This is a genomic window from Pseudomonas pudica (assembly GCF_015680405.1).
GTDB lineage: Bacteria > Pseudomonadota > Gammaproteobacteria > Pseudomonadales > Pseudomonadaceae > Aquipseudomonas > Aquipseudomonas pudica.
On the sequence record NZ_JADLJS010000001.1, the window covers coordinates 322,674 to 343,202 of the forward strand.

General features: G+C 62.4%; 19 protein-coding genes. 7 read left to right on the forward strand and 12 right to left on the reverse strand.

Annotated features, from left to right (window positions below):
- Window positions 1-45 precede the first annotated feature (45 nt).
- Entirely contained in the window at window positions 46-561 is a 516-nt protein-coding gene (locus IRZ77_RS01545) for a DUF4880 domain-containing protein (RefSeq protein ID WP_046615623.1), read from the forward strand.
- 53 nt (window positions 562-614) lie between these two features.
- Here IRZ77_RS01545 and IRZ77_RS01550 read toward each other — a convergent pair whose 3' ends face one another.
- From IRZ77_RS01550 to IRZ77_RS01565, 4 genes are all read right to left on the reverse strand, one after another.
- A complete protein-coding gene (locus IRZ77_RS01550) occupies window positions 615-1,805 on the reverse strand; it encodes a Bcr/CflA family efflux MFS transporter (RefSeq protein ID WP_196172746.1) in 1,191 nt (396 codons plus the stop codon).
- A gap of 235 nt (window positions 1,806-2,040) precedes the next feature.
- Window positions 2,041-2,451 carry an SRPBCC family protein gene (locus IRZ77_RS01555; protein WP_196172732.1) on the reverse strand — a complete coding sequence of 137 codons (411 nt, stop codon included), beginning with the start codon at window positions 2,449-2,451 and terminating at the stop codon, window positions 2,041-2,043.
- Window positions 2,452-2,524: 73 nt separating this feature from the next.
- A complete protein-coding gene (locus IRZ77_RS01560) occupies window positions 2,525-3,535 on the reverse strand; it encodes an aldo/keto reductase (RefSeq protein WP_196172734.1) in 1,011 nt (336 codons plus the stop codon).
- Window positions 3,536-3,750: 215 nt separating this feature from the next.
- Entirely contained in the window at window positions 3,751-4,671 is a 921-nt protein-coding gene (locus IRZ77_RS01565) for a LysR substrate-binding domain-containing protein (RefSeq protein ID WP_085599442.1), read from the reverse strand.
- Window positions 4,672-4,867: 196 nt separating this feature from the next.
- Here IRZ77_RS01565 and IRZ77_RS01570 point away from each other — a divergent pair, with 196 nt between their 5' ends.
- The 4 genes from IRZ77_RS01570 to IRZ77_RS01585 all read left to right on the forward strand — a co-directional run bounded on the left by IRZ77_RS01570 (window position 4,868) and on the right by IRZ77_RS01585 (window position 8,855).
- Window positions 4,868-5,617 carry an SDR family NAD(P)-dependent oxidoreductase gene (locus IRZ77_RS01570; protein WP_063912632.1) on the forward strand — a complete coding sequence of 250 codons (750 nt, stop codon included), beginning with the start codon at window positions 4,868-4,870 and terminating at the stop codon, window positions 5,615-5,617.
- Between the two features lie 74 nt (window positions 5,618-5,691).
- Window positions 5,692-6,990 carry an MFS transporter gene (locus tag IRZ77_RS01575; protein WP_085621861.1) on the forward strand — a complete coding sequence of 433 codons (1,299 nt, stop codon included), beginning with the start codon at window positions 5,692-5,694 and terminating at the stop codon, window positions 6,988-6,990.
- Between the two features lie 21 nt (window positions 6,991-7,011).
- A complete protein-coding gene (locus IRZ77_RS01580) occupies window positions 7,012-7,860 on the forward strand; it encodes a transketolase (protein WP_063912634.1) in 849 nt (282 codons plus the stop codon).
- Window positions 7,857-8,855: a transketolase family protein gene (locus IRZ77_RS01585; RefSeq protein WP_015271019.1), complete on the forward strand. Its 999-nt coding sequence runs from the start codon at window positions 7,857-7,859 to the stop codon at window positions 8,853-8,855. The genes IRZ77_RS01580 and IRZ77_RS01585 overlap by 4 nt, the downstream gene beginning before the upstream one ends.
- 209 nt (window positions 8,856-9,064) lie before the next feature.
- Here IRZ77_RS01585 and mdeB read toward each other — a convergent pair whose 3' ends face one another.
- On the reverse strand, window positions 9,065-11,728 hold the full coding sequence (gene mdeB / locus IRZ77_RS01590; RefSeq protein WP_196172736.1) for an alpha-ketoglutarate dehydrogenase: 2,664 nt from the start codon (window positions 11,726-11,728) through the stop codon (window positions 9,065-9,067).
- Window positions 11,729-11,830: 102 nt separating this feature from the next.
- On the reverse strand, window positions 11,831-12,862 hold the full coding sequence (locus IRZ77_RS01595) for a D-cysteine desulfhydrase family protein (protein WP_178081763.1): 1,032 nt from the start codon (window positions 12,860-12,862) through the stop codon (window positions 11,831-11,833).
- A 101-nt stretch (window positions 12,863-12,963) separates the two neighbouring features.
- On the opposite strand from IRZ77_RS01595, the gene IRZ77_RS01600 reads away from it, so the two are divergent.
- The gene (locus tag IRZ77_RS01600) at window positions 12,964-13,845 is read left to right on the forward strand and encodes a LysR substrate-binding domain-containing protein (RefSeq protein ID WP_046615619.1); all 882 of its coding nucleotides are present in this window, start codon (window positions 12,964-12,966) and stop codon (window positions 13,843-13,845) included.
- A gap of 51 nt (window positions 13,846-13,896) precedes the next feature.
- Here IRZ77_RS01600 and IRZ77_RS01605 read toward each other — a convergent pair whose 3' ends face one another.
- The 4 genes from IRZ77_RS01605 to IRZ77_RS01620 are packed head-to-tail and all read right to left on the reverse strand — an operon-like array spanning window position 13,897 to window position 16,739.
- Window positions 13,897-14,631, reverse strand: a complete 735-nt coding sequence (locus IRZ77_RS01605) for an amino acid ABC transporter ATP-binding protein (protein WP_046615618.1) — start codon at window positions 14,629-14,631, stop codon at window positions 13,897-13,899.
- Entirely contained in the window at window positions 14,618-15,265 is a 648-nt protein-coding gene (locus tag IRZ77_RS01610; protein ID WP_046615617.1) for an amino acid ABC transporter permease, read from the reverse strand. Before IRZ77_RS01610 ends, IRZ77_RS01605 begins: the two co-directional genes overlap by 14 nt.
- Complete coding sequence (locus tag IRZ77_RS01615) at window positions 15,266-15,931, reverse strand: amino acid ABC transporter permease (RefSeq protein WP_046615616.1); 666 nt, start codon at window positions 15,929-15,931, stop codon at window positions 15,266-15,268.
- Window positions 15,932-15,953: 22 nt separating this feature from the next.
- Window positions 15,954-16,739, reverse strand: a complete 786-nt coding sequence (locus tag IRZ77_RS01620) for a transporter substrate-binding domain-containing protein (protein WP_085599452.1) — start codon at window positions 16,737-16,739, stop codon at window positions 15,954-15,956.
- Between the two features lie 263 nt (window positions 16,740-17,002).
- On the opposite strand from IRZ77_RS01620, the gene IRZ77_RS01625 reads away from it, so the two are divergent.
- The gene (locus tag IRZ77_RS01625) at window positions 17,003-17,689 is read left to right on the forward strand and encodes a FadR/GntR family transcriptional regulator (RefSeq protein WP_085599454.1); all 687 of its coding nucleotides are present in this window, start codon (window positions 17,003-17,005) and stop codon (window positions 17,687-17,689) included.
- Here the strand turns inward: IRZ77_RS01625 and IRZ77_RS01630 are convergent, their stop codons facing one another.
- Both IRZ77_RS01630 and IRZ77_RS01635 read right to left on the reverse strand, forming a co-directional pair.
- Window positions 17,690-19,072, reverse strand: coding sequence for an MFS transporter (locus IRZ77_RS01630; RefSeq protein ID WP_135001647.1), 1,383 nt, complete (start codon window positions 19,070-19,072; stop codon window positions 17,690-17,692).
- A complete protein-coding gene (locus tag IRZ77_RS01635) occupies window positions 19,069-20,280 on the reverse strand; it encodes an acyl-CoA dehydrogenase family protein (protein WP_085599459.1) in 1,212 nt (403 codons plus the stop codon). Before IRZ77_RS01635 ends, IRZ77_RS01630 begins: the two co-directional genes overlap by 4 nt.
- Between the last annotated feature and the right edge of the window lie 249 nt (window positions 20,281-20,529).

Sequence of the window (20,529 nt, forward strand, 5' to 3'; positions counted from 1 at the left end):
GAAGATGCCCCCATCCCTCCCCCTCCATAGAGCAAGGAGCTGTCCATGAGCCGTCTGCTGCTGCCCCTTGAGCACCCAACCCCTGCTGCCGAACATCATGCCGACGACGCCCTGCTGCACGCCCTGAAACGCCTGCCACGGCGTGTGCAACAAGTATTCCTGCTCAACCGCCTCGACCAACTGGACTTCGCCAGCATCGCCGCCCGCCTCGACCTGCCATTGGCGAGTATCGAGCGGCACATGGACCAGGCACTGCAGGCCGGCCGCTCGCGCCGGGATGTGCTGGCGAGTGTTGCCGGGCAATGGTACGTGCGCTTGCAGAGCCCACAGGTAACGGCCTGCGAGCGGATTGATTTTCGCCGTTGGCTGGATGCGGACATGGCGAATCTGCAGGCGTTCCATGACACGGAACTGCACTGGCGCAGCCTGTTGGCACCGGCACGGCAACTGGGCCAGGACGGCTGGTACCAGCAAGGTCGGGCGGCGCTGTCGTTGGGCGGCTGTTCAGTTGCGGTCGGGCTTGGCGTGGCGGTGTTGGTGCTGTTCGGTATCTGGGCCTGATCAACACCTCAGCTACGCCGTAATCGCTTTCAACGAGGATGGCTCGTTTGCTATCAAGTTCGAGTGCTGGTCAGCGTTTCCGTCAGGCATGCAAGCAGTAGCCATCCGCACAAGCTGGCACCCAGGAACAGCAGCCCCAGGCTCATCGGCAACGCGCTTTCGACGCCAGCAACCAGACTGCCAGCCAGACCACCACCTGCGAACAACAATGTCGTATTGAGCGACGCAGCCGCACCGGCCTGCTGCGGGTAACGCGCCAAGGCCTGGGTCGTTGCAGCCGGACGCACCAGCGTTGTCCCGGTCGTGCAGATGATCATCGGCAGCAGCAGCCCCGCCACCGTCAATCCCGCTACCTGTTCCCAGATCACCAGTGTGATGCCCCCGACAGCAATGAGCAGGAATCCCGTCTTGATCTGAAACTGCGGGGTTACGCGATTGTTCAAGTAGGTCGCGGTTGCTCCGCCAGCGATATACGCAAGCCCATAGGCAATAAATACCACCGAGAATTGATAGGGCGTCAGCCCAAGGCTGTCCATCAACGCCAATGGCGCGACAACGATGAAGGAAAAATGGCAGGCAAACGCGAGGCTGGATAGCAGGGAGTGCGCAAGATAGGTCGTATCACGCAGCATGACCCAATAGCTGCGCATGCCCGAACTACGGCCTCGCGATGCAGGCGTGTCCTGCAGCAATGCATATGACAGGCATGAAACGATCACGGCTATGAAAGCGAATACCGTAAAGCTGCCTTTCCAGCCAAAGGATTGTTGGAGAAAAGCGCCTGCGACCGGTGACAACGAAATGAACAGCCCACTTGCGCTGGTCAGCAGGATCCGCATGGCATTGCGCTGTTTACCACTGTACAGATCCTGCACAAGCGCCTGGCCCAGCACGAAACTCCCGCACCCCACGGCCTGCAGCAAACGGAACGCCAAGAACGTCTCATAGCGGGTTGAAAATACACAACCCACCGCCCCTGCAATGGACACACCCAGCCCAGCGAGCAACAACCGCTTGCGCCCCATACCATCCGACAATGGCCCGATCACCAGTTGCGCCAAGGCAACACCAAACGCAAAGAAGCTCACCGAGTAGGCTATCTGCTGTGACTCGACGTGAAACTCGTCTGCGAGCGCCGGGAATGATGGCAGGATTACATCCAGCGGGAATACACCCAATAGACACAACAGAATCAACAAGGCCGAGCACAGATAGCTATTGAGTGACCCCAAGGGCCCGGAAATAGTCACTGGAATCTCCCTGAAAGCGCCGAGCCCTGATGGTAGCGATACCCTGAAGATGTACAACCCGGACCGGGCAGCGAAACCTCCGATGGAGTTGTAGGACCTTTCCCTATCACTTATTACCGATGAGGTCTGATGCCATATAGCTTTCTGCTGACTGGACAGCGAGCGCCCAGCGACGTCTCGGGATTCGGATCCTGACACTGTCGCCGGGCAAGCCCTTCCAGAAAACCGCTTAGCCTTCCAGCCCTTTCTTCAGCGCCGCCAGGCCGTCTTCATAGATGCCAGCGAACAACGCAGTTGCCTCAGCATCGCTGATACCCACCGGCACGAACGACCCGGACCATTCCACACGAGACCCGCTACCTTCAGCCACCACGCGCAGGGTCGACTGGTAGTCACGCACCGGCGCCGGGCCCGTGAGGATGGTGTAGCTGTAGCTGCGGCCGGCTTCGTTGAAGTCCAGCAGGCGCTCGATGATGGTGTCGCCTGCCGCGCTCTTCAGGGTTCGAACGCGGCCGCCTTCGCTCAGGGTGCTTTCGGGAATGAACGGCAGCCAGTCAGGCAGCGCGTCGAAACCGCCGATCAGTTGCCAAACGCGGTTGGCATCGGTTGCCAGGGTGATGGAAGCTTGTGCAGTTGCCATGGTGATTCTCCTCGGGGCGTGGCCCCATAGATTCGGGGTAGACAGGGCCGCAATGCGGCCCTGCAAGATCGGTTCAAACAGCAGGTACCGGAGCCTGGGCGTTGATCAGCCCTTGCTGGCGCAGGTCGTTCCAGAAGGCCATCGGAATCACCTTGCTCAGGGCAGCGAGGTCTTCGTTGGCGTGCGCCGGGCGGGTGGAGCCCGGGATCACCGAGGCCACGGCCGGGTGAGCCAGGGCGAACTGCAGGGCCGCCGCCTTCACATCCACGCCATGGGCACGGGCCACGGCACGGATGCGCTCGAGCTTGGCCAGCACCGGCTGGGTGGCTTTCTGGTACTCGAAGTGCTCGCCGCCGGCAGTAACACCCGAGCTGTACGGGCCACCCACGACAATGCCGACACCCTGCTCCACCGCTTGCGGCATGACGCGTTGCAGTGCGCGGTCGTGGTCCAGCAGCGAGTATCGGCCGGCCAGCAGGAAGCCGTCCGGACGGGCTTCTTCCAGGTCGAGGGTCAGCTCGATCGGCTCGACGCGGTTCACACCCAGGCCCCAGGCCTTGATCACACCTTCTTCACGCAGACGGGTCAGTACGCGGAAGGCACCAGTACGGGCGACTTCGAACTGGCTCAGCCATTCGTCACCGTAGAAGTCCTGGGCGATGTCGTGGATCCAGACGATGTCCAGGCGGTCGGTCTTCAGGCGGCGCAGGCTGTCTTCGATCGAGCGCAGGGTGGCGTCGGCGCTGTAGTCGTTGACGATGCGGTTGCGGTTGCCGTGCTCGAACAGGCCGCTTTTTTCGCCCAGTTCACGGGCCGCCGGGTCTTCCAGTTCGTCGAGGATGATGCGACCAACCTTGGTGCTGAGCACGTACTCGTCACGTGGGCGACCGACCAGGGCATTGCCCAGGCGGCTTTCGGAGAGGCCGGCACCGTAGAAAGGCGCGCTGTCGAAGTAGCGCACACCGTTGTTCCAGGCTGCATCGACGGTAGCCTGTACTTCGTCTTCAGGCACGTTGCGGAACATGTTGCCCAGTGGGGCGGTACCGAAGCCCAGCGGGTTGGCGATAAGGGATTTGAGGTTCATGTGCATTTTCCTGATGAGGGAGTCGGTTGTGAACTCCAGTGGCTGCAATCCTATGCGCCACCCACCAAGACCGTCCAAGTCATATTTCGAACGACTTTAGACCTTTTATGCAACACCACTCAATCATGCTTCACTATGCCTGTATCCCACCATGGCATCGATGCGATAGCGATCAGCCCCTTGTTGCCCCCAACAGTCTGTCGTGCGGACTGCTCTCAGTAATTGAAATCATGACCTAGCTGGCCCTGCACCCATTCAAGGAATTGTCGAACCCTGCGGGTTTCAGCATGGCCTCGAGGAAAGACCAGGTGGTGGGCACTGACGGGCGTCGCCAGGTCTTCTGCAAATACCGGTACCAACTCGCCGCGGGCGATATAGTCCTGCGCCAGCAGGGAACTCTCCAAGGCCAGCCCATACCCATGGCTGGCGGCCTCCAGGCTCATGTAGGAGCGATCGAAGCTCAGTGCGTAGGGGGACTGAGGCAACGCCACACCTTGCTGGGCGAACCATTGGGGCCATTGCACCAACGCGGCTTCCGACAGGATCAGGTTCTGCCCCAGCAGATCGCTGGGCTGCTCGATAGACGTACGCTCGAGAAGCTGTGGCGAGGCCAGCACAGTTGCACGTTCATGTCGGATGGTGCGCACTTCCAGGCTGGGCCAGTTGGGGTAGCCATGACGAATATCCAGGTCGATCTGATGACGGCCGAAGTGCAGCGACTCGTAGGAGCACGACAGGTTGATCTGGATTTGCGGGTGACTGTTACGAAAATGGTCCAGGCGCGGTAGCAACCAGAGCAGGCCGAAGCTAGGCGCGGAATGAAGCCGCAGGCAATCGAAGCCCACCGAGTTGCCAGCGCGCTCGGTGGCAGTAGCCAGGCTCTGCAATATGCCTGACACCTCGCGCAGGTACTGCTCGCCTGCCGGGGTCAGCGCAACACCGCGTGCCTCGCGAATGAACAATGGGCGACCGATCAAGGCTTCCAGATTGGCAATCTGGTGGCTCACCGCAGAGGGCGTGAGGTTCAACTGCTCTGCGGCACGTGCGACGTTGGCGAAACGAGCAACTTGCTCGAAGGCCTGAATTGCTTTCAGGGAAGGGATCTGAGGAAGTTTTCGAAGGTTGTCCAGGCTCATGACCATTCCTGAAGGATTCACAGCGGTACCAAGGCTTTTACCTTCCTGTAAGCCCCAGGCACAAGTCGAGGGCTGAATTTTTTTCAGCACCGGGTGAAAGAGGCAGCGTTGCTCGGGGTGCTGTCCGGGACGAAGCTGTGCCTATCGGTTCTGCCGGAACCGTCGCTCACAACAATAATCATCTGGAGCAACCTCGATGCTGTTAACAGGAAAATTTGCCGTGATCACCGGCGCGGCCTCTGCCCGAGGTATCGGCCGGGCAACAGCCCAGGCGTTTGCCGACCAAGGCGCCAGAGTCGCCATCCTCGACCTGGACGCTACTGCCGCAGCCGAAGCTGCCGCTTCACTTGGCGAAGGCCACCTTGGCCTGGCTGCCAACGTTGCCGATGAAGCACAGGTACGTGATGCCATCGCCCAGGTACTCGCGCAATTCGGTCGGATCGACGTGCTGGTAAACAACGCCGGTATCACTCAACCGGTGAAAACCCTGGAAATCACCGGGGCTGACTATGACCGGATTCTCAACGTGAACCTGCGTGGCACATTGTTGATGTCCCAGGCGGTGATCCCAGCCATGCGTGCGCAACGCGCCGGCAGCATCATCTGCATGTCGTCGGTGTCTGCCCAACGTGGTGGCGGCATCTTCGGTGGCCCCCACTACAGCGCAGCGAAGGCTGGCGTGCTCGGTCTGGGCAAGGCGATGGCCCGTGAACTGGGACCGGACAATATTCGCGTCAACTCGATCACGCCAGGCCTGATTCACACTGACATCACCGGTGGCCTCATGCAGGATGAGCGCCGTCACGCCATCATCGAAGGCATCCCGCTGGGCCGCCTGGGTGAGGCGCGCGATGTCGCCAATGCGGCATTGTTCCTGGCCAGTGACCTGTCCAGCTACCTGACGGGCATTACCCTGGATGTCAACGGCGGGATGCTGATCCACTGAGCATCCGGTGCATCGTGACCTGCACCTGACCCGGCGCAGGTCACGCGTTCGATAACAACAAGAGATCAGAACGAATGACCACAATAGCGCTCGATGCGGCATCCGCCGCACGCAGCAGCGCCTACCGTAAAACGGCCTGGCGACTGATGCCTTTTCTCATGCTCTGCTACCTGTGCGCCTATCTGGACAGGGTCAATGTCGGCTTTGCGAAGCTGCAGATGATGGACGACCTTGCCCTTTCCGAAGCGGTCTACGGACTGGGCGCTGGCATGTTCTTCATTGGCTACTTTCTCTGCGAGGTGCCCAGCAACATCATTCTGCACAAAGTGGGCGCTCGACGCTGGATCGCTCGCATCATGATCACCTGGGGCATCATCTCGGCGATGTTCGCCCTGGTAGAGACAGCCTGGCAATTCTATACCCTGCGCTTTTTGCTGGGGATCGCCGAAGCAGGCCTGGCACCGGGGCTTCTGCTGTACCTGACCTATTGGTTCCCGTCTTACCGCCGGGCGAAGATGACCGCGCTGTGGTTCATCGCGATTCCGCTCTCGGGCATGATCGGTGGCCCCTTGTCGGGCTGGATCATGGAGCGCTTTGCCGGCGTGCACGGCTGGGCGGGCTGGCAGTGGATGTTCCTGCTCGAAGCCATCCCCACCGTGCTGGTGGGCATCCTGGTGCTGAGCTACCTGAAGGATGGCGTCGATCAGGCCCATTGGTTGAGCGACGAAGAAAAAGCCCTGGTGCGCAAGGAACTGGCTGAAGACGAGCAACACAAGGTGAACCACGGCTCGGTGGCCGAATTCATCCGCGACCGTCGGCTCTGGTTGCTGGCGGGTATCTACTTCTGCGTGGTGATGGGCCAGTACGCAATCACGTTCTGGCTACCTACGCTGGTACGCAATGCCGGCGTCAACGAACCTTTGCACATCGGCCTGCTGACCAGCCTGCCGTACCTGTGTGCCATTGTCGCGATGCTGTTGGCCGGGCGCAGTGGCGACCGTCACCGTGAACGCCGCTGGCACCTGGCGATCCCCATGCTGATCGGCGCACTTGGCCTGAGCCTCGCCGCAGCACTGGGCAGCAGCCTGATGCTGTCGATCCTCAGTCTGTGCCTGGCTGCGGCAGGGGTGCTGTCCGCCTCCTCGCTGTTCTGGATGCTGCCCACCACGTTGCTGGGAGGTGTCTCGGCGGCAGCAGGCATCGCGGCGGTGAACAGTTTTGCCAACCTCGCCGGTTTCTGCTCGCCGTACCTGATCGGCTGGGTCACTACCACCTTGGGCAGCAATGCCATCGGCATGTATCTCATCACGGCCGTACTCATGTTTGGCGCCTTCCTGGTGTCGCGAGTACCGGCCCATCTGGTCAATCGTTGATTCGATAAAGGAGTCACCTCAATGACTGCTGTGCCTACCTACACTGAGGCGCTGCCGCTGGCTGTGCGCGCCCGAAATATCCGCCACCACGCATTGCGCATGGGGCAAGTCCAGGGCCAGGGCTATGTCGGCCAGGCTCTGGGCGCCGCCGACTTGCTGGCAGTAGCGTATTTCCATGCGCTGCGCATCGACCCCGGCAACCCCGAATGGGAGCAACGCGACCGCTTCTACCTGTCCATCGGGCACTACGCGATCGCCCTCTACGCCGCACTGATCGAGGCCGGCGTAATCCCCGAGGAGGAGCTTGAAACCTACGGTAGCGACGACAGCCGCTTGCCCATGTCCGGTATGGCTGCCTACACCCCAGGCATGGAGATCACCGGTGGCTCGCTCGGCCACGGCTTGGGCATCGCCGTCGGCGCTTGTCTCGGGCTCAAACGCAAGGGGTCGGACAGCTGGGTGTACAACCTGCTGTCCGATGGCGAGCTCAACGAGGGCTCGACCTGGGAGGCAGCCATGTCGGCCAGCCATTGGCGGCTGGACAACCTGATCGCCATCATCGATGTGAACAACCAGCAGGCGGATGGTCATTCCAGTGAGGTACTGGCCTTCGAGCCAATCGTCGACCGCTGGCAAAGCTTTGGCTGGTTCGTCCAGCGAGTGGACGGCAATGACCTGGATGCGCTGGTCGGCGCCTTCGACCAGGCCCGCGCCCACACCGGGGCACAACCGCGCGTCATCATCTGCGATACCCGCATGGGCAAAGGCGTGCCTTTCCTGGAAAACCGCGACAAGACGCACTTCATTCGCGTCGATGAAAACGAATGGGACCTCGCCCTCAAAGCGCTGGACGCCGGGAGCCAAGCATGAGCACTGTGAACTCACCCAAGAAGCGCCTGACCACCTCGGCCATGATCGCCTCGATTGCCGCCGACGGTCAGCCGACCCGCCCTGCCCCGTTCGGCCATGCCTTGGCAAGCCTGGCCGAGCAACGTCAGGATATAGTTGGACTGAGTGCCGACCTGTCCAAGTACACCGACTTGCACATCTTCGCCAAAGCCCACCCCGAGCGCTTCTATCAAATGGGCATGGCCGAACAATTGCTGATGAGCGCCGCCGCCGGCATGGCACGGGAAGGCATGACCCCCTTTGCCACCACTTATGCGGTGTTCGCTTCCCGTCGGGCTTATGACTTCATCTGCATGGCAATCGCAGAAGAGAACCTCAACGTCAAGATCGTCTGTGGGCTGCCTGGCCTGACCACCGGTTATGGCCCTAGCCACCAGGCCACGGATGACCTGGCCATCTTCCGGGCGATGCCCAACCTGATGATCGTCGACCCCTGCGATGCGCTGGAGATCGAACAGGCTGTGCCAGCGATCGCTGCCCATCAGGGTCCGGTCTACATGCGGCTGCTGCGCGGCAACGTACCCTTGGTGCTCGATCGCTACGACTACCAGTTCCAGCTGGGCAAGGCACAGGTGCTGCGCGGTGGCCGAGACGTGCTGTTGATTGCCAGTGGCCTCATGACCATGCGCGCCCTGGAGGCTGCGGAGCAGTTGCAAAAGGACGGCGTGGATGTGTCGGTGCTGCACGTGCCTACCATCAAACCGCTCGATGAACAGACCATCCTCGCCGAGGCACGCAAGCCTGGCCGCCTGGTGGTCACGGCGGAAAACCATTCGATCATAGGGGGCCTGGGGGAAGCAGTGGCGGGCGTACTGCTGCGCAATGGGGTCACACCCACCTTCCGCCAGATCGCGCTACCGGATGCGTTTCTCGATGCGGGTGCACTGCCGACTTTGCATGACCGATACGGGATCTCCACTGACGCTGTGTCGAGGCAGATCAAGGCGTGGCTTTAACCGTAACGACGGATAGAACCTGAGGCGGCGGATGGCACCGGCTTTGCCGGTGTTCGCGGGTGAATCGGGCTCCCACAAGTTACGCGCAAGGTTCAAGGGCTGCGCAAATCCTGTGGGAGACTCCATGGAATCTTTAGCACGCCAAATGCTGAGGCAACCCGCTGGCCCCGCGGGTTGCCGGCCAAGCACGCTGGCCGGCTTGCAGATACTCAGCGGTTCCAGGGTGCCTCGGCGGGTGCGTCGATGCCATAACGCAGCCGCGCTGCGGCGTGCTTGCCAGGATCGATGCCTGCCAATGCCGCCAGGGCAATGTGCTGACGATCAACCTCGAAGAAGCGACGCAGTGCCGAGCGCGTGTCACTCCGGCCAAAGCCATCGGTACCCAGGGCGGTGAACGGCGCGCTGACATGGGCAGCGATCAACTGGGCATAAGCACGCACGTAGTCGCTGGCCGCTACCACCGGCACAGGCCCGGGCAGGCAGCGCTGCAAGTGGCTCTGCCCTTCGGACTGGCTGCCGAAAAGGCGCTGGCGCTCTACCTCGCGAGCATCGCGTGCCAGCTCCGAGAAACTGGTGACACTCCAGATCTGGCTGCTGATACCCCAATCCTGCAGCAGCAGCTCGGCGGCGGCGATCACCTCCCGCATGATGGCGCCGGAACCCAGCAGGCGTACCGCAGGCTCCGCCGTTCCGCGCATGCCGTACAGGCGCATGCCGCGGATCACATCGTCGTGTTCGCTGTCCTGCAGCGGGGCCTGGGTGTAGTTCTCGTTGGTCACCGTCAGGTAGTAGAACTCATCGCACTGCTGCTCGAGCATGCGTCGGCTGCCATGGTCGATGATCACGGCCGCTTCGCTGGCGAACGCCGGGTCGTAGGCGCGGCAGTTAGGCACCGTCGAGGCGATGAGCTGGCTGGTACCGTCCTGATGTTGCAGGCCCTCGCCTGCCAGGGTGGTGCGGCCAGCGGTGGCGCCGATCAGGAAACCACGGGCGCGCTGGTCGGCAGCCGCCCAGATCAGGTCGCCGATGCGCTGGAAACCGAACATCGAATAGTAGATATAGAACGGCAGCATCGGCTCGCCGTTGACGCTGTAGGAGGTCGCTGCGGCGACCCACGAAGAGACAGCACCGGCTTCGGTAATGCCCTCCTCCAGCAACTGGCCGTCGGTGGATTCCTTGTAGTACAGCAATGCACCGGCGTCTTCCGGTTCGTAGAGCTGGCCAACGGGTGAATAGATGCCAACCTGGCGGAACAGATTGGCCATGCCAAAGGTACGCGCCTCGTCGGCCACGATGGGCACTATGCGTGGGCCGAGTTGCTTATCCTTGAGCAGGTTGGTGAAGAGCCGTACCACAGCCATCGTGGTGGAGATTTCCCGATCGTCGGGGGCCAGGGCGAACCGGGCATAGTCAGCAAGTGGTGGTACGGCGATGCTGGGGGCCAGGCTGCTGCGTCGAGGCAGGTAGCCACCCAGCGACTGCCGGCGGGCATGCAAGTAGCGCAGTTCGGGGCTGTCATCGTGCGGTCGATAAAAGCGCATCTCCTCCACCGCCTGGTCATCCAGTGGCAGCGCAAAACGGTCCCGAAACGCCTTGAGGGCCTCGACGTCCAGTTTCTTCTGTTGGTGCGCGGTGTTGCGCGATTCCCCGGCCTGGCCCATACCGAAGCCTTTCTTGGTCTTCGCCAGGATGACCGTCGGGTGCCCCTTGTGGCGCTTCGCTGCGTCGAATGCAGCGTGCAACTTGCGAAAATCGTGGCCGCCGCGACGCAGGCCATCGATTTCGGCCGGGCTCATGTGAGCGACCAGCGCGTGCAGCTCCGGGTCGAGGTCGAAGAAATGCGCAAGGTTGTAGGCTGCATCATTGGCACCCAGGGCCTGGTACTGGCCATCGACGGTGCTGGCCAGGCGGCGCAGCAGAACGTGGTGGTGGTCCCGGGCGAACAGGGCATCCCAGCCCGAGCCCCAGACCACTTTGATAACGTTCCAGCCAGCACCCTTGAACAGCGACTCCAGCTCCTGGATGATTTGCCCGTTACCGCGCACAGGCCCGTCAAGCCGCTGCAGGTTGCAGTTGATCACGAAGGTGACATTGTCCAGCTTCTCCCGAGCGGCAAGCGACAGTGCTGCGACCGACTCCGGCTCATCCATCTCGCCATCGCCGAACACCCCCCAGACATGGCGGCCTTCGGTCGAGGCAATGCCACGGTGTTGCAGGTAACGCAGGAAGCGGGCCTGATAGATCGAGCTGATCGGGCCGATGCCCATGGAGCCTGTCGGAAACTGCCAGAAGTCTGGCATGAGCCACGGATGGGGATAGGAGCACAGCCCGCCGCCATCCACCTCTTGCCGATAACGCTCGAGTTGCTGTTGCTCCAGCCGGCCCTCCAGGAAAGCGCGCGCATAGACACCTGGCGCGGAGTGCGGCTGGAAATACACCAGGTCGCCTTTGCCTTGTGCAGTATCGGCGCGGAAGAAATGGTTGAAGCCCACTTCGAAGATTTCCGCGGCAGAGGCGTAACTGGCGATATGGCCGCCCAGCTCGCCATAAGCCATGTTCGCCTTGGCCACCATGGCCAGCGCGTTCCAGCGGATGATCGAAGTAATGCGCTCTTCCATCGCCAGATCACCGGGGTACTCCGGTTGCTGTTCCACGGCGATGGTGTTCTGGTAAAGCGAGTATGGGTTGGCAGCGATTCGAGCCCCCAGGTGGCCGGCATGCTCGGCCAGGCGTTGCAGCAGGAATTCCACCCTCCCACTGCCCTCGGTGCGAGCGACGCCCTCCAGGGCATCCAGCCATTCGTTCGTCTCGACGGCATCAACATCTTCAGTACCTTGATCGGCGATCCTGGGCACTTGAATCGGATTACTCATTTCACACGACCTCAGGTAATTGAAACGACAGCCGCGGGTGCGCCTACTCAAGGTAGCCCCACATTCATCATGCGCAGGCATAAATACCCTGCGCACTTGTATCTATGCGCCCTGCAGGGCCGACCGATAGGCGAAGATCCCCGGTGCCCCTCCGGTCATCAGCAGCAAGATGTTGTCGCCCTGTGCGTACAAGCCGCTTTCCAGGTCGGCGACCAGGCCGGCGAACGCTTTTCCGGAGTAGACCGGATCAAGCAACAGCCCCTCGGAACGGGCCATGAGTTGCAACGCCGACAGCATGGCCTTCGTTGGCACACCATAGCCCGCGCCGCGATGTGCACCATCGACGGCAATCATTGACGGCTCGATAACCTGCTCGCTGCCAAGCAGCTCCAAGGTCTGCCGGGTAAGCTCAAGCGTGCGACGGTGCGACTCAGGCGCTTCGGCCAGTACCGCGAAGGACTTGATGAAGCCCGGCGCACGCCCCATCGCAGCAAACCCGGCGGCCATGCCCGCATGGGTGCCGGAACTGCCATTGGCCATGACCATGTGCGTGAACTCAAGGCCCATGCTGGCTTCTTGTCGGGCAATTTCCAGCGCAGCCTTGGCGTAGCCCAGGCAACCCACGGCTGTCGAGCCGCCGGTAGGAATAACCCTGACCTTGCAGCCCTGCATTTGCAGCTCCTGCGCACGGGTGTCGGCCCAACTCGCCGTGGTAAAGCCTTCAGGCACGATATGCACGACGGCCCCGAACAGCGCATCCAGAAGCATATTGCCGTTGTGCTCGTACTCTTCATCGTCCCGGGGGACGGCACGCCCCAGCACAAGTTCGCAACGCATGCCCAGCTTCGCACAGGCTGCCGCAGTCAAACGTGCATGATTGGATTGCAGCCCGCCCATTGTCACGACCACATCCACCTTGTCTCGAAGGGCCTCGCCAAGGTGAAACTCAAGCTTTCGCAGCTTGTTGCCACCGCCGCCCAGGGCCATGTAATCGTCACGCTTGGCGAACAGCTTGATGCCGCGCTTCACCAGCCCCAGCGAACGCTCAAGGCCTTCAAGCCGCTGGATAGGTGTTGGCCGGTCAAGCAGGCTGATTTGTGGGAAATGATCGAGCAGAGAGTGCAAGGGCGCCACGGGCGTACCTCATTGATGACTTGACACTCATCACGTTAAGAAAAAACAATTTGTTAATAAATAAAAGCACCGTTCAATTATCTTTAACCTGGAGTTAAAAGATGGACCGCCTGCGCGCCATGGAGGTATTTGTCAGCGTCACCGAACAGGGCAGTTTCAGCCAGGCGGCCGAGCATCTGGAACTGTCTGTGGTGATGGTGAGCAGGTATATCCGCCAGCTTGAAGATGCGATGCAGGTCGAACTGATCCAGCGCAGTACCCGGCGCATGCACGTCACCGAAGCAGGTCGCATGTTCTACGAAGAGTCCAAGCAGGCCCTGGATCAGGTTCGCCGGGCATATGAGCGCGTCGAAAGCTTGCAACAGGCCCCTAGCGGATTACTGCGCGTCAGTGCCCCCATGACCCTGGGCTCGTCCTTGGTTGCGCCGCTGGTTGCCGGCTTCCTCGCCGAGCACCCGGACGTGCGCATTGACCTGGTGCTCAGCAACAGTGTCGTCGACCTGATGGCGGAGGGCTTCGATGCGGCTTTTCGCATTGGCAACCTGGGCGATGTCGATCTGGTGGCGAAAGGGCTGCGCCCTTATCGCATGGTAATCTGCGCCGCCCCCGGCTACCTGGACAGGCACGGGCACCCAGCCGTTCCGGCAGACCTGGCCGGGCACAGGTTACTGGCGCACTCCACATGGACCAACCGTTTCACCTGGCCCTTGCTGGACGCTGGCAAGGAATACCCCTGGCCGGAACACTGGGTGCTGAAGAGCAACGATGGCCAGGCACTGCGGCTGGCCGCCCTGGCAGGCAACGGGATCCTGCTGCAACCCGAGTTCCTGGTAGCCGAAGACCTTCGCGAAGGGCGTCTGGTCACGTTGCTTGACGACTTCCTGCCCGCTACCCGCCCGGTCAATCTGGTCTATCTGCGCCAGCGCAGCGCGCTACCCAAACTGGATGCCTTCATTCGCTACATCCTGAGGCACGCGGGGTAAGAGGCCGCGCCGAATCGGCATTGGCGCCATCGCAGGGCAACACGATGCTCCTTAACCTCCTGCCACGCTACCGATGAAGTTCGCCAGCTCTGCTGTTCGGGGTGCCGCAAAAACCTCGCGCGGATGGCCCGTCTCGTGGACTTTGCCCTGATGCATGAAGACCAGCTTGTCACCGACTTCCCGGGCAAAACGCATTTCATGGGTGACCATGATCAGGGTCATGCCTTCACTGGCCAGCTGGCGCACCACACCGAGCACCTCGTTGACCAGCTCGGGGTCGAGCGCCGAGGTGATCTCGTCGCACAGCAATACCTTGGGCGACATGGCAAGCGCCCTGGCAATCGCCACCCGCTGCTGCTGGCCGCCGGAAAGGCGGTCCGGGTAGGCGTCGAACTTGTCGCCCAGGCCAACCCTGGCGAGCATCTGCTCGGCCAACTGGCGGGCCTCGGCCTTGCCGGCCTTCTTCACCACCTGGGGCGCAAGCATGACATTCTGGCCCACGGTCAGGTGAGGGAAGAGGTTGAACTGCTGGAACACCATGCCGACCTTCTGCCGCAGCGAGCGCAAGTCGGCGCGGCTGGCATCCAGGTATTCGCCATCCACCTCGATCACCCCGTCGCTGATCGACTCCAGACCGTTGAGGGTTCGCAGGAAGGTACTCTTGCCGGAACCGCTACGGCCGATGATGGCAACCACCTCGCCTTCCTCGATCGCCAGGTCGACACCCTTGAGCACGTGGTTGTCGCCATAGTACTTGTGCAATGCGGACACTCTAAGCAGGGGCATGCAGCCTCCTCTCCAGGTAACGGGCGCTCAGCGAGAGCGGGTAGCAAAGGACGAAGTAACCCACGGCCACCAGACCGTAGATCAGGAACGGTTCAAAGGTGGCGTTGGCCAACATGCCGCCGGTCTTGGTCAGCTCGGTGAAACCGATGATCGAGGTCACCGCCGTGCCCTTGACCACCTGCACCGAGAACCCGACTGTCGGTGCGACGGCAATACGCAGGGCCTGGGGCAGGATCACGTGGCGCAACTGCTCCAGACGGCTCATGGCCAGGCTGCCGGAGGCCTCCCACTGGCCATGTGGTATGGACTCGACGCATCCCCGCCAGATCTCGGCGAGAAAGGCACTGGTGAACAGCGTCAAGGCGATGGCCGCCGCCATCCAGGCCGACACATCGATACCGAACAGGGCGATGCCGAAAAACACCATGAACAGCTGCATCAGCAGTGGCGTCCCCTGGAACAGCTCGATGTAGCTCCTCGCCGCGCCACGCAGCAACCGGCTAGCGGAGATGCGCGCCAACAGCAGCAACAGCCCGGCAATACCACCGCAGACGAATGCCACCAGCGACAGCAGCAAGGTCCATTGCAAGCCTGCGAGCAGGTTACGCACGATGTCCCACAAGGTGAAATCCATTCAGCGTCTCCCCGTCAAAGCGCGCCGGCCGAACCATGCCAGCAGCTGACGAACCAGGATGGCCATGACCAGATACAAGGCCGTGGTCAGCAGGTATGTCTCGAAAGCCCGGAAGTTGCGCGACTGGATGAAGTTGGCAGCGAACGACAGTTCCTCCGTGGCGATCTGCGAGCACACCGCCGACCCGAGCATGACGATCACGATCTGGCTCGACAGGGCCGGCCAGACCTTGGCCAGTGCCGGTTGCAGCACCACATGGCGAAAAGCCTCGAAACGGCTCATGGCCAACGCCGCAGCAGCCTCCAGTTGCCCTCTGGGGATTGCCTGGATACCCGCCCGAATGATCTCGGTGGAATAGGCGCCAAGGTTGATCACCATCGCCAGTACCGCCGCCTGCCATTCCGTCAAACGAACGCCAAGCGCGGGCAGGCCGAAGAAGATGAAGAACAACTGGACGATGAAAGGCGTGTTGCGGATCAGCTCCACGTAAAGGCCGAACAGGGCATCGAACGGCCGTAGTCGCCAGGCGCGCACCACCGCGCCAAGCACACCGATGGCCACGCCGAACAGTGTGCCGATCAACGTCAGCTCAAGCGTGAACACAGCCCCTTCGAGCAGCAGGCCGCCTTGAGCCAGCACCGGGGAAAAGTCAAATTGATAGGCCATGGGTCAGCGACTCCAGGGCCGTTCAAAGGTCGGCCGGCAATGGCTGCTTCAGCCATTTTTCGGCATTGCGGTTGAGGCTGCCGTCGGCCTTGGCCGCATCCAGGGTGGCGTTGACTTTTTCGAGCAAGGCCGGCTCCTGCTTGGCCAAGCCCACATACACGGGCGAGTCCTTGAGCTTGACCTTCATCACCGGCACCTTGCCCGGATTCTTCTCGGCAATGACAGCCATCACCACACTGCCGCTGGCGATCAGTTCGACCTGGCCCGACAGGTAGGCGGCAATGGTCGAGTTGTTGTCCTCGAAGCGCTTGATGATCGTACCCTGTGGGGCGACCGCGGATAACGCCATGTCCTCGATCGAGCCACGCGTGACACTGATGGTCTTGCCGGCAACGGCACCGATATCGTCGACCGACGTCTCGGCCGGCCCGAACACTGCCAGGTAGAACGGTGCGTAGGGGCGGGAAAAATCGATCACCGCTTCTCGCTCCGGGTTCTTGCCCAGGCTGGAAATCACCAGGTCGACCTTGCCGGTCGTGAGGAACGGAATGCGGTTGGTGCTGTTGACCGGGGTCAGCGCCAGCTTGACGCCGAGCCTGTCGGCCAGCAGTTGTGCGGTGTCTATGTCCAGGCCGCGGGGTTTGAGGTCCGGCCCTACCGAGCCGAAGGGAGGGAAGTCCTGGGGTACGGCAACCTTGAGCACGCCCCGGGCAGTGATGTCGGCCAGCGCATCGGCCTGGGCATGGGAAACGCTCATGACGCCGCCGCAAAGCAGGGTGGCCAGAAACAGGGTACGGATGTTTTTCATGGAAAATGCCTCGGGTGCATGCGAAGAAGTTGCCTAGCCCGAAAAGCACAGGCCGTGCCAGTGTTGCCCGGCAGCCCCGGAATACGCTTTCGCCCGTGGGCATCACGCGGTCTTACTGGTCTGAACAGATAACGCCAATCGCTCTGCCTTCGCCCCCCTTTCGTGCAGCCACCTGCCCCGTTGCGTCAGCGTGGGGCGAGGCTTGCCAGGCAACCGGTAAAGCCTTTAAAAAGCGCAGACCCCTTGCCAGCTGGTCTGAACAGATGCTCGACACACTCCCCCGTGCAGTTCCGGAAATCGCTTTGCAGGCTATCCGCAGGCTGATCCAGGACGGCGACTACCAGCCTGGTGATGCCCTGCCCTCCCAACGTGACCTGGCAGAGCAGTTGGGTGTAAGCCGCGCCTCACTGCGCGAGGCGCTGTCCTCCTTGAGCGCCTTGGGGCTGGTGAGCGTACAGCCGGGCAAGGGGGTATTCGTCCAGGCGCCGCCACCCGTTACCGGTTTCTCCTGGCCCTATGCCGAACAGGTATCCGCCATCGATACGTTCCAGTTGCGCTATGCACTCGAAGGGTTTGCCGCCAGCTTGGCGGCGCTGTACCTGACGGCAGCGGACATCGATGCGCTCGAAGCCAATGTCGAGTCGATGCGCCAGGAGCTGCGCGCCGGCAATTTCGAGGCCGCAGCGCGACTGGACTTCGCCTTTCACCGTCGCCTGCTGGAAGCGAGTGGCAACCACGCCATGCTGCAGGTGATCACCACCAACCAGGACATTTTCCTGGAGAGCCAGAAGCTGCCGTTCATTCGCCCGGAACGCGCCATGGAGACCTGGCAGGAGCACCGCAAGATCCTGCGCCAGCTTGCCCGTGGCAACCAGGCCGGGGCGCAGCGTGCGATGCAGGAGCATATCCGCAGCGCGGCATCGCGCACGAACGTGGTGTTCGCATGCTGACTAGTCCGCCAAACGCCGGAACACCAAACCGGAAATTCCGCACATGGCAGCGCACAGCAACATCACCGCTGCGATATCTGCCACCGAGGTTTCGCTACGCCCATCCAACCCGGCCAGCATCCCCAACAGCCCCCCTGCCAGGCTCACCGACATGGCCATGGTCAGCTGCACGGACATCGCCGACAACGAACTGGCCGCCGCTGAGCGCTCACCGGGCACGTCCTGATAACTGGCAGCCCCCAACGTCGAGAACTGCAGTGAACGCACCAGGCCTGCGGCGAACAGCACCGCAGCCATCAGCCACACAGCAGTATCACGATCAAAACTGGCGCACAGGGCAATCCCCACACCACTGAGCACGGCATTGCAACTGAGCACTCGTCGATAGCCGTAGCGCCGTACCAGTGGCACTGCCAGCAGCTTCATCAGCAGCGCGCCGGCGCCACCACTGACCACCAGCCCCCCCGCCGCCAACGGGCTCAAGCCCAGGCAGTTCTGCAGCAGCAGCACGATCAGGAACGGTTGGGCTGCCGAGCCCAAACGGAACAGCCCGCCACCCGCCTGGGCCACGCCAAAGCTGCGCAGGCGCAGCAGCGACAGGTCCACCAGCGGACTGGGGTGTCGCCGCGCGTGCAGCAGATACCCCAATGCACAGGCTGCTCCACCGGCCACAAGCACCATGGCCCAGGCCTGCGGCAACTGCCCCAGCCCCAGCGCCTCCAGGCCGAACACCAACATGGCCAGAGCACCACCACTGAGCAGCAGGCCACGCACATCCAACGGTGGCACCGGCCGTGCGGGATAGTCCGGCACATGCCGCAGGATCAGCCAGCAACCGAGCAGGCAGATAGGCAGGTTGATCAGAAAGATCCAGTGCCAGGACAGCACCGTCACCAGCAAACCACCGAGCAACGGCCCGACCAGCGGCCCCACCAGCGCCGGCAGGGCCAACCACGACATGGCCTGCAGCAGCTGCTGGCGGCTCGACCAACGCAGGATGATCACTTGCCCCACCGGTGTCATCAATGCCCCGGCAGCCCCCTGCAGCATGCGCCCCAGGCACAGCTGCCAGAGCGTATCGGCCAGGGCGCAGGCCAGCGAGGCGCAGGTGAACAAGCCCATCGCCGACAACATGACCTGGCGCGGGCGAAAGCGCTCGGCAGCCCAGCCACTGACCGGCACGCACAGGGCCAGGGCAAGCATGTACAGCGACACCACCAGATTCATGCGCAGCCCCGGCTCGCCGAAATCGGCGGCCATCTGCGGCAAGGCGGTCATTACCGCAGTGCTGTCGAGCAGTTCCATGAACAAGGCGGCACCGATGATCACCGGTACCTTGGGGCTTTGCACATGGCCGGCCAGCAAGGCCGGCTGGGCGGTCAAAACAGCCCCGAGACAGGTGGGCGAGTGCCCTTGAGCTGCCAGGCACCGACCACCGCCGCCTTCCATTGACGCGGGTTATGGTTGGCCACGGTGCGGGCGTTGCGCCAGTGGCGGTCGAGGTTGTGCTGGCGGCCGGTGGTGGAGGCACCGCCAACGTCGAACAGCGTTTGTGCAGCCTTGAGCGCCAGCTCGGCGACCAGGTACTGGGTCTGCGCCACCTCGATCGCAGCCTGCTCCACGGCAACTTCAGCCAGTTGCGCGGCCCAGGCCTTGTCGATGGTTGCAGCGGCCTTGAGGACCATGGCCTCAGCGCCATAGGCACGGGCGGCGATATCGCCGACCGACAGTTCTACATAGGGGTCGTCCACCGAGCGGCTGGCCGTGCTGTGCTTGATCGGGCGGGCATGCTCGCGGGCGAAGCGGGTGGCGTCGTCCAGCGCATTGCGGGCGATACCGGCCAGCACGGTGGCAAGGAACAGCTGCAGGAACGGCGTGACGATAGTGCGTTTGCCCTCCTCCACGGTACGCGTGCGGATATCGCTGGCCTCGACGCGCACATTGCGCAAGTGGGTGGTGCCGCTGGCGGTCAGGCGCTGGCCCATGGCGTCAAAGTCATCGACCAGCTCCAGGCCCTCGCGATCGCGCGGCAGGATGAACGAAACCGGCTGCTCGTCCTCGTCCAGGGCAACGGCGCTGACGTAATCGGCGAACAGCGCACCCGTGCTGTAGAACTTGCTGCCATTGGCACGAAAGTGTTCGCCCTCGCGCACCAGGCGCGCGGCGATGGCGCCGTTGGCACCGCCCAGTTCCCAGCCGGCATTGCCGATTACCGCACCCTGCAGATAGCGCGCGAACCAACGCTCGCGCTCCTGCTCGGCGCCTTCGGCCTGTGAAGCCAGCAGGCCTTCGACAAAGGCAAAGCCCGGGCGCAGGGCCTGGGCCACGTTGGAGTCGACCGAGGCGATTTGCAGCAGCAGTTCGATCACATCGCTGACACTGCCGCCGGGGCCACCGTACTGGCCTGGGATACGCACGGTGTAAAGCCCGGCTGCCGCAAGCTGGGCAATGGCCTCATGGGGCAACAGGCGTTCGCGTTCGCGCTGCGCGGCGCCTTCGCCGATGGCGGGCAGCAGGGCTGCGATGCGGGCCTTCAGCTCCGTGACGCTGGTGGCCGGAGCCTGGGTTGGGAAACGTTGAAATGTGGTCATGGTTCAGTCCTTTAAGTGCATCTTTCGTTTAGGCGACCCGAGCCCTGTGGGAGCAGCGCTCTCGCCAATTCCTGAAGCTGGCGCTATCCCATGTGGGAGCCGCGCTTGCCGGCGATGGGCCGCGAAGCGGCCCCGGTTACAGATTTCCGCTATGGGTCGTTAGCCGCCATTCGCGACTACGACAGACAAGGATCGATTGTGGGCAGCTGTGGATCACCCCTTTACCTTTTATCTTCGCTAGCCTGGAGC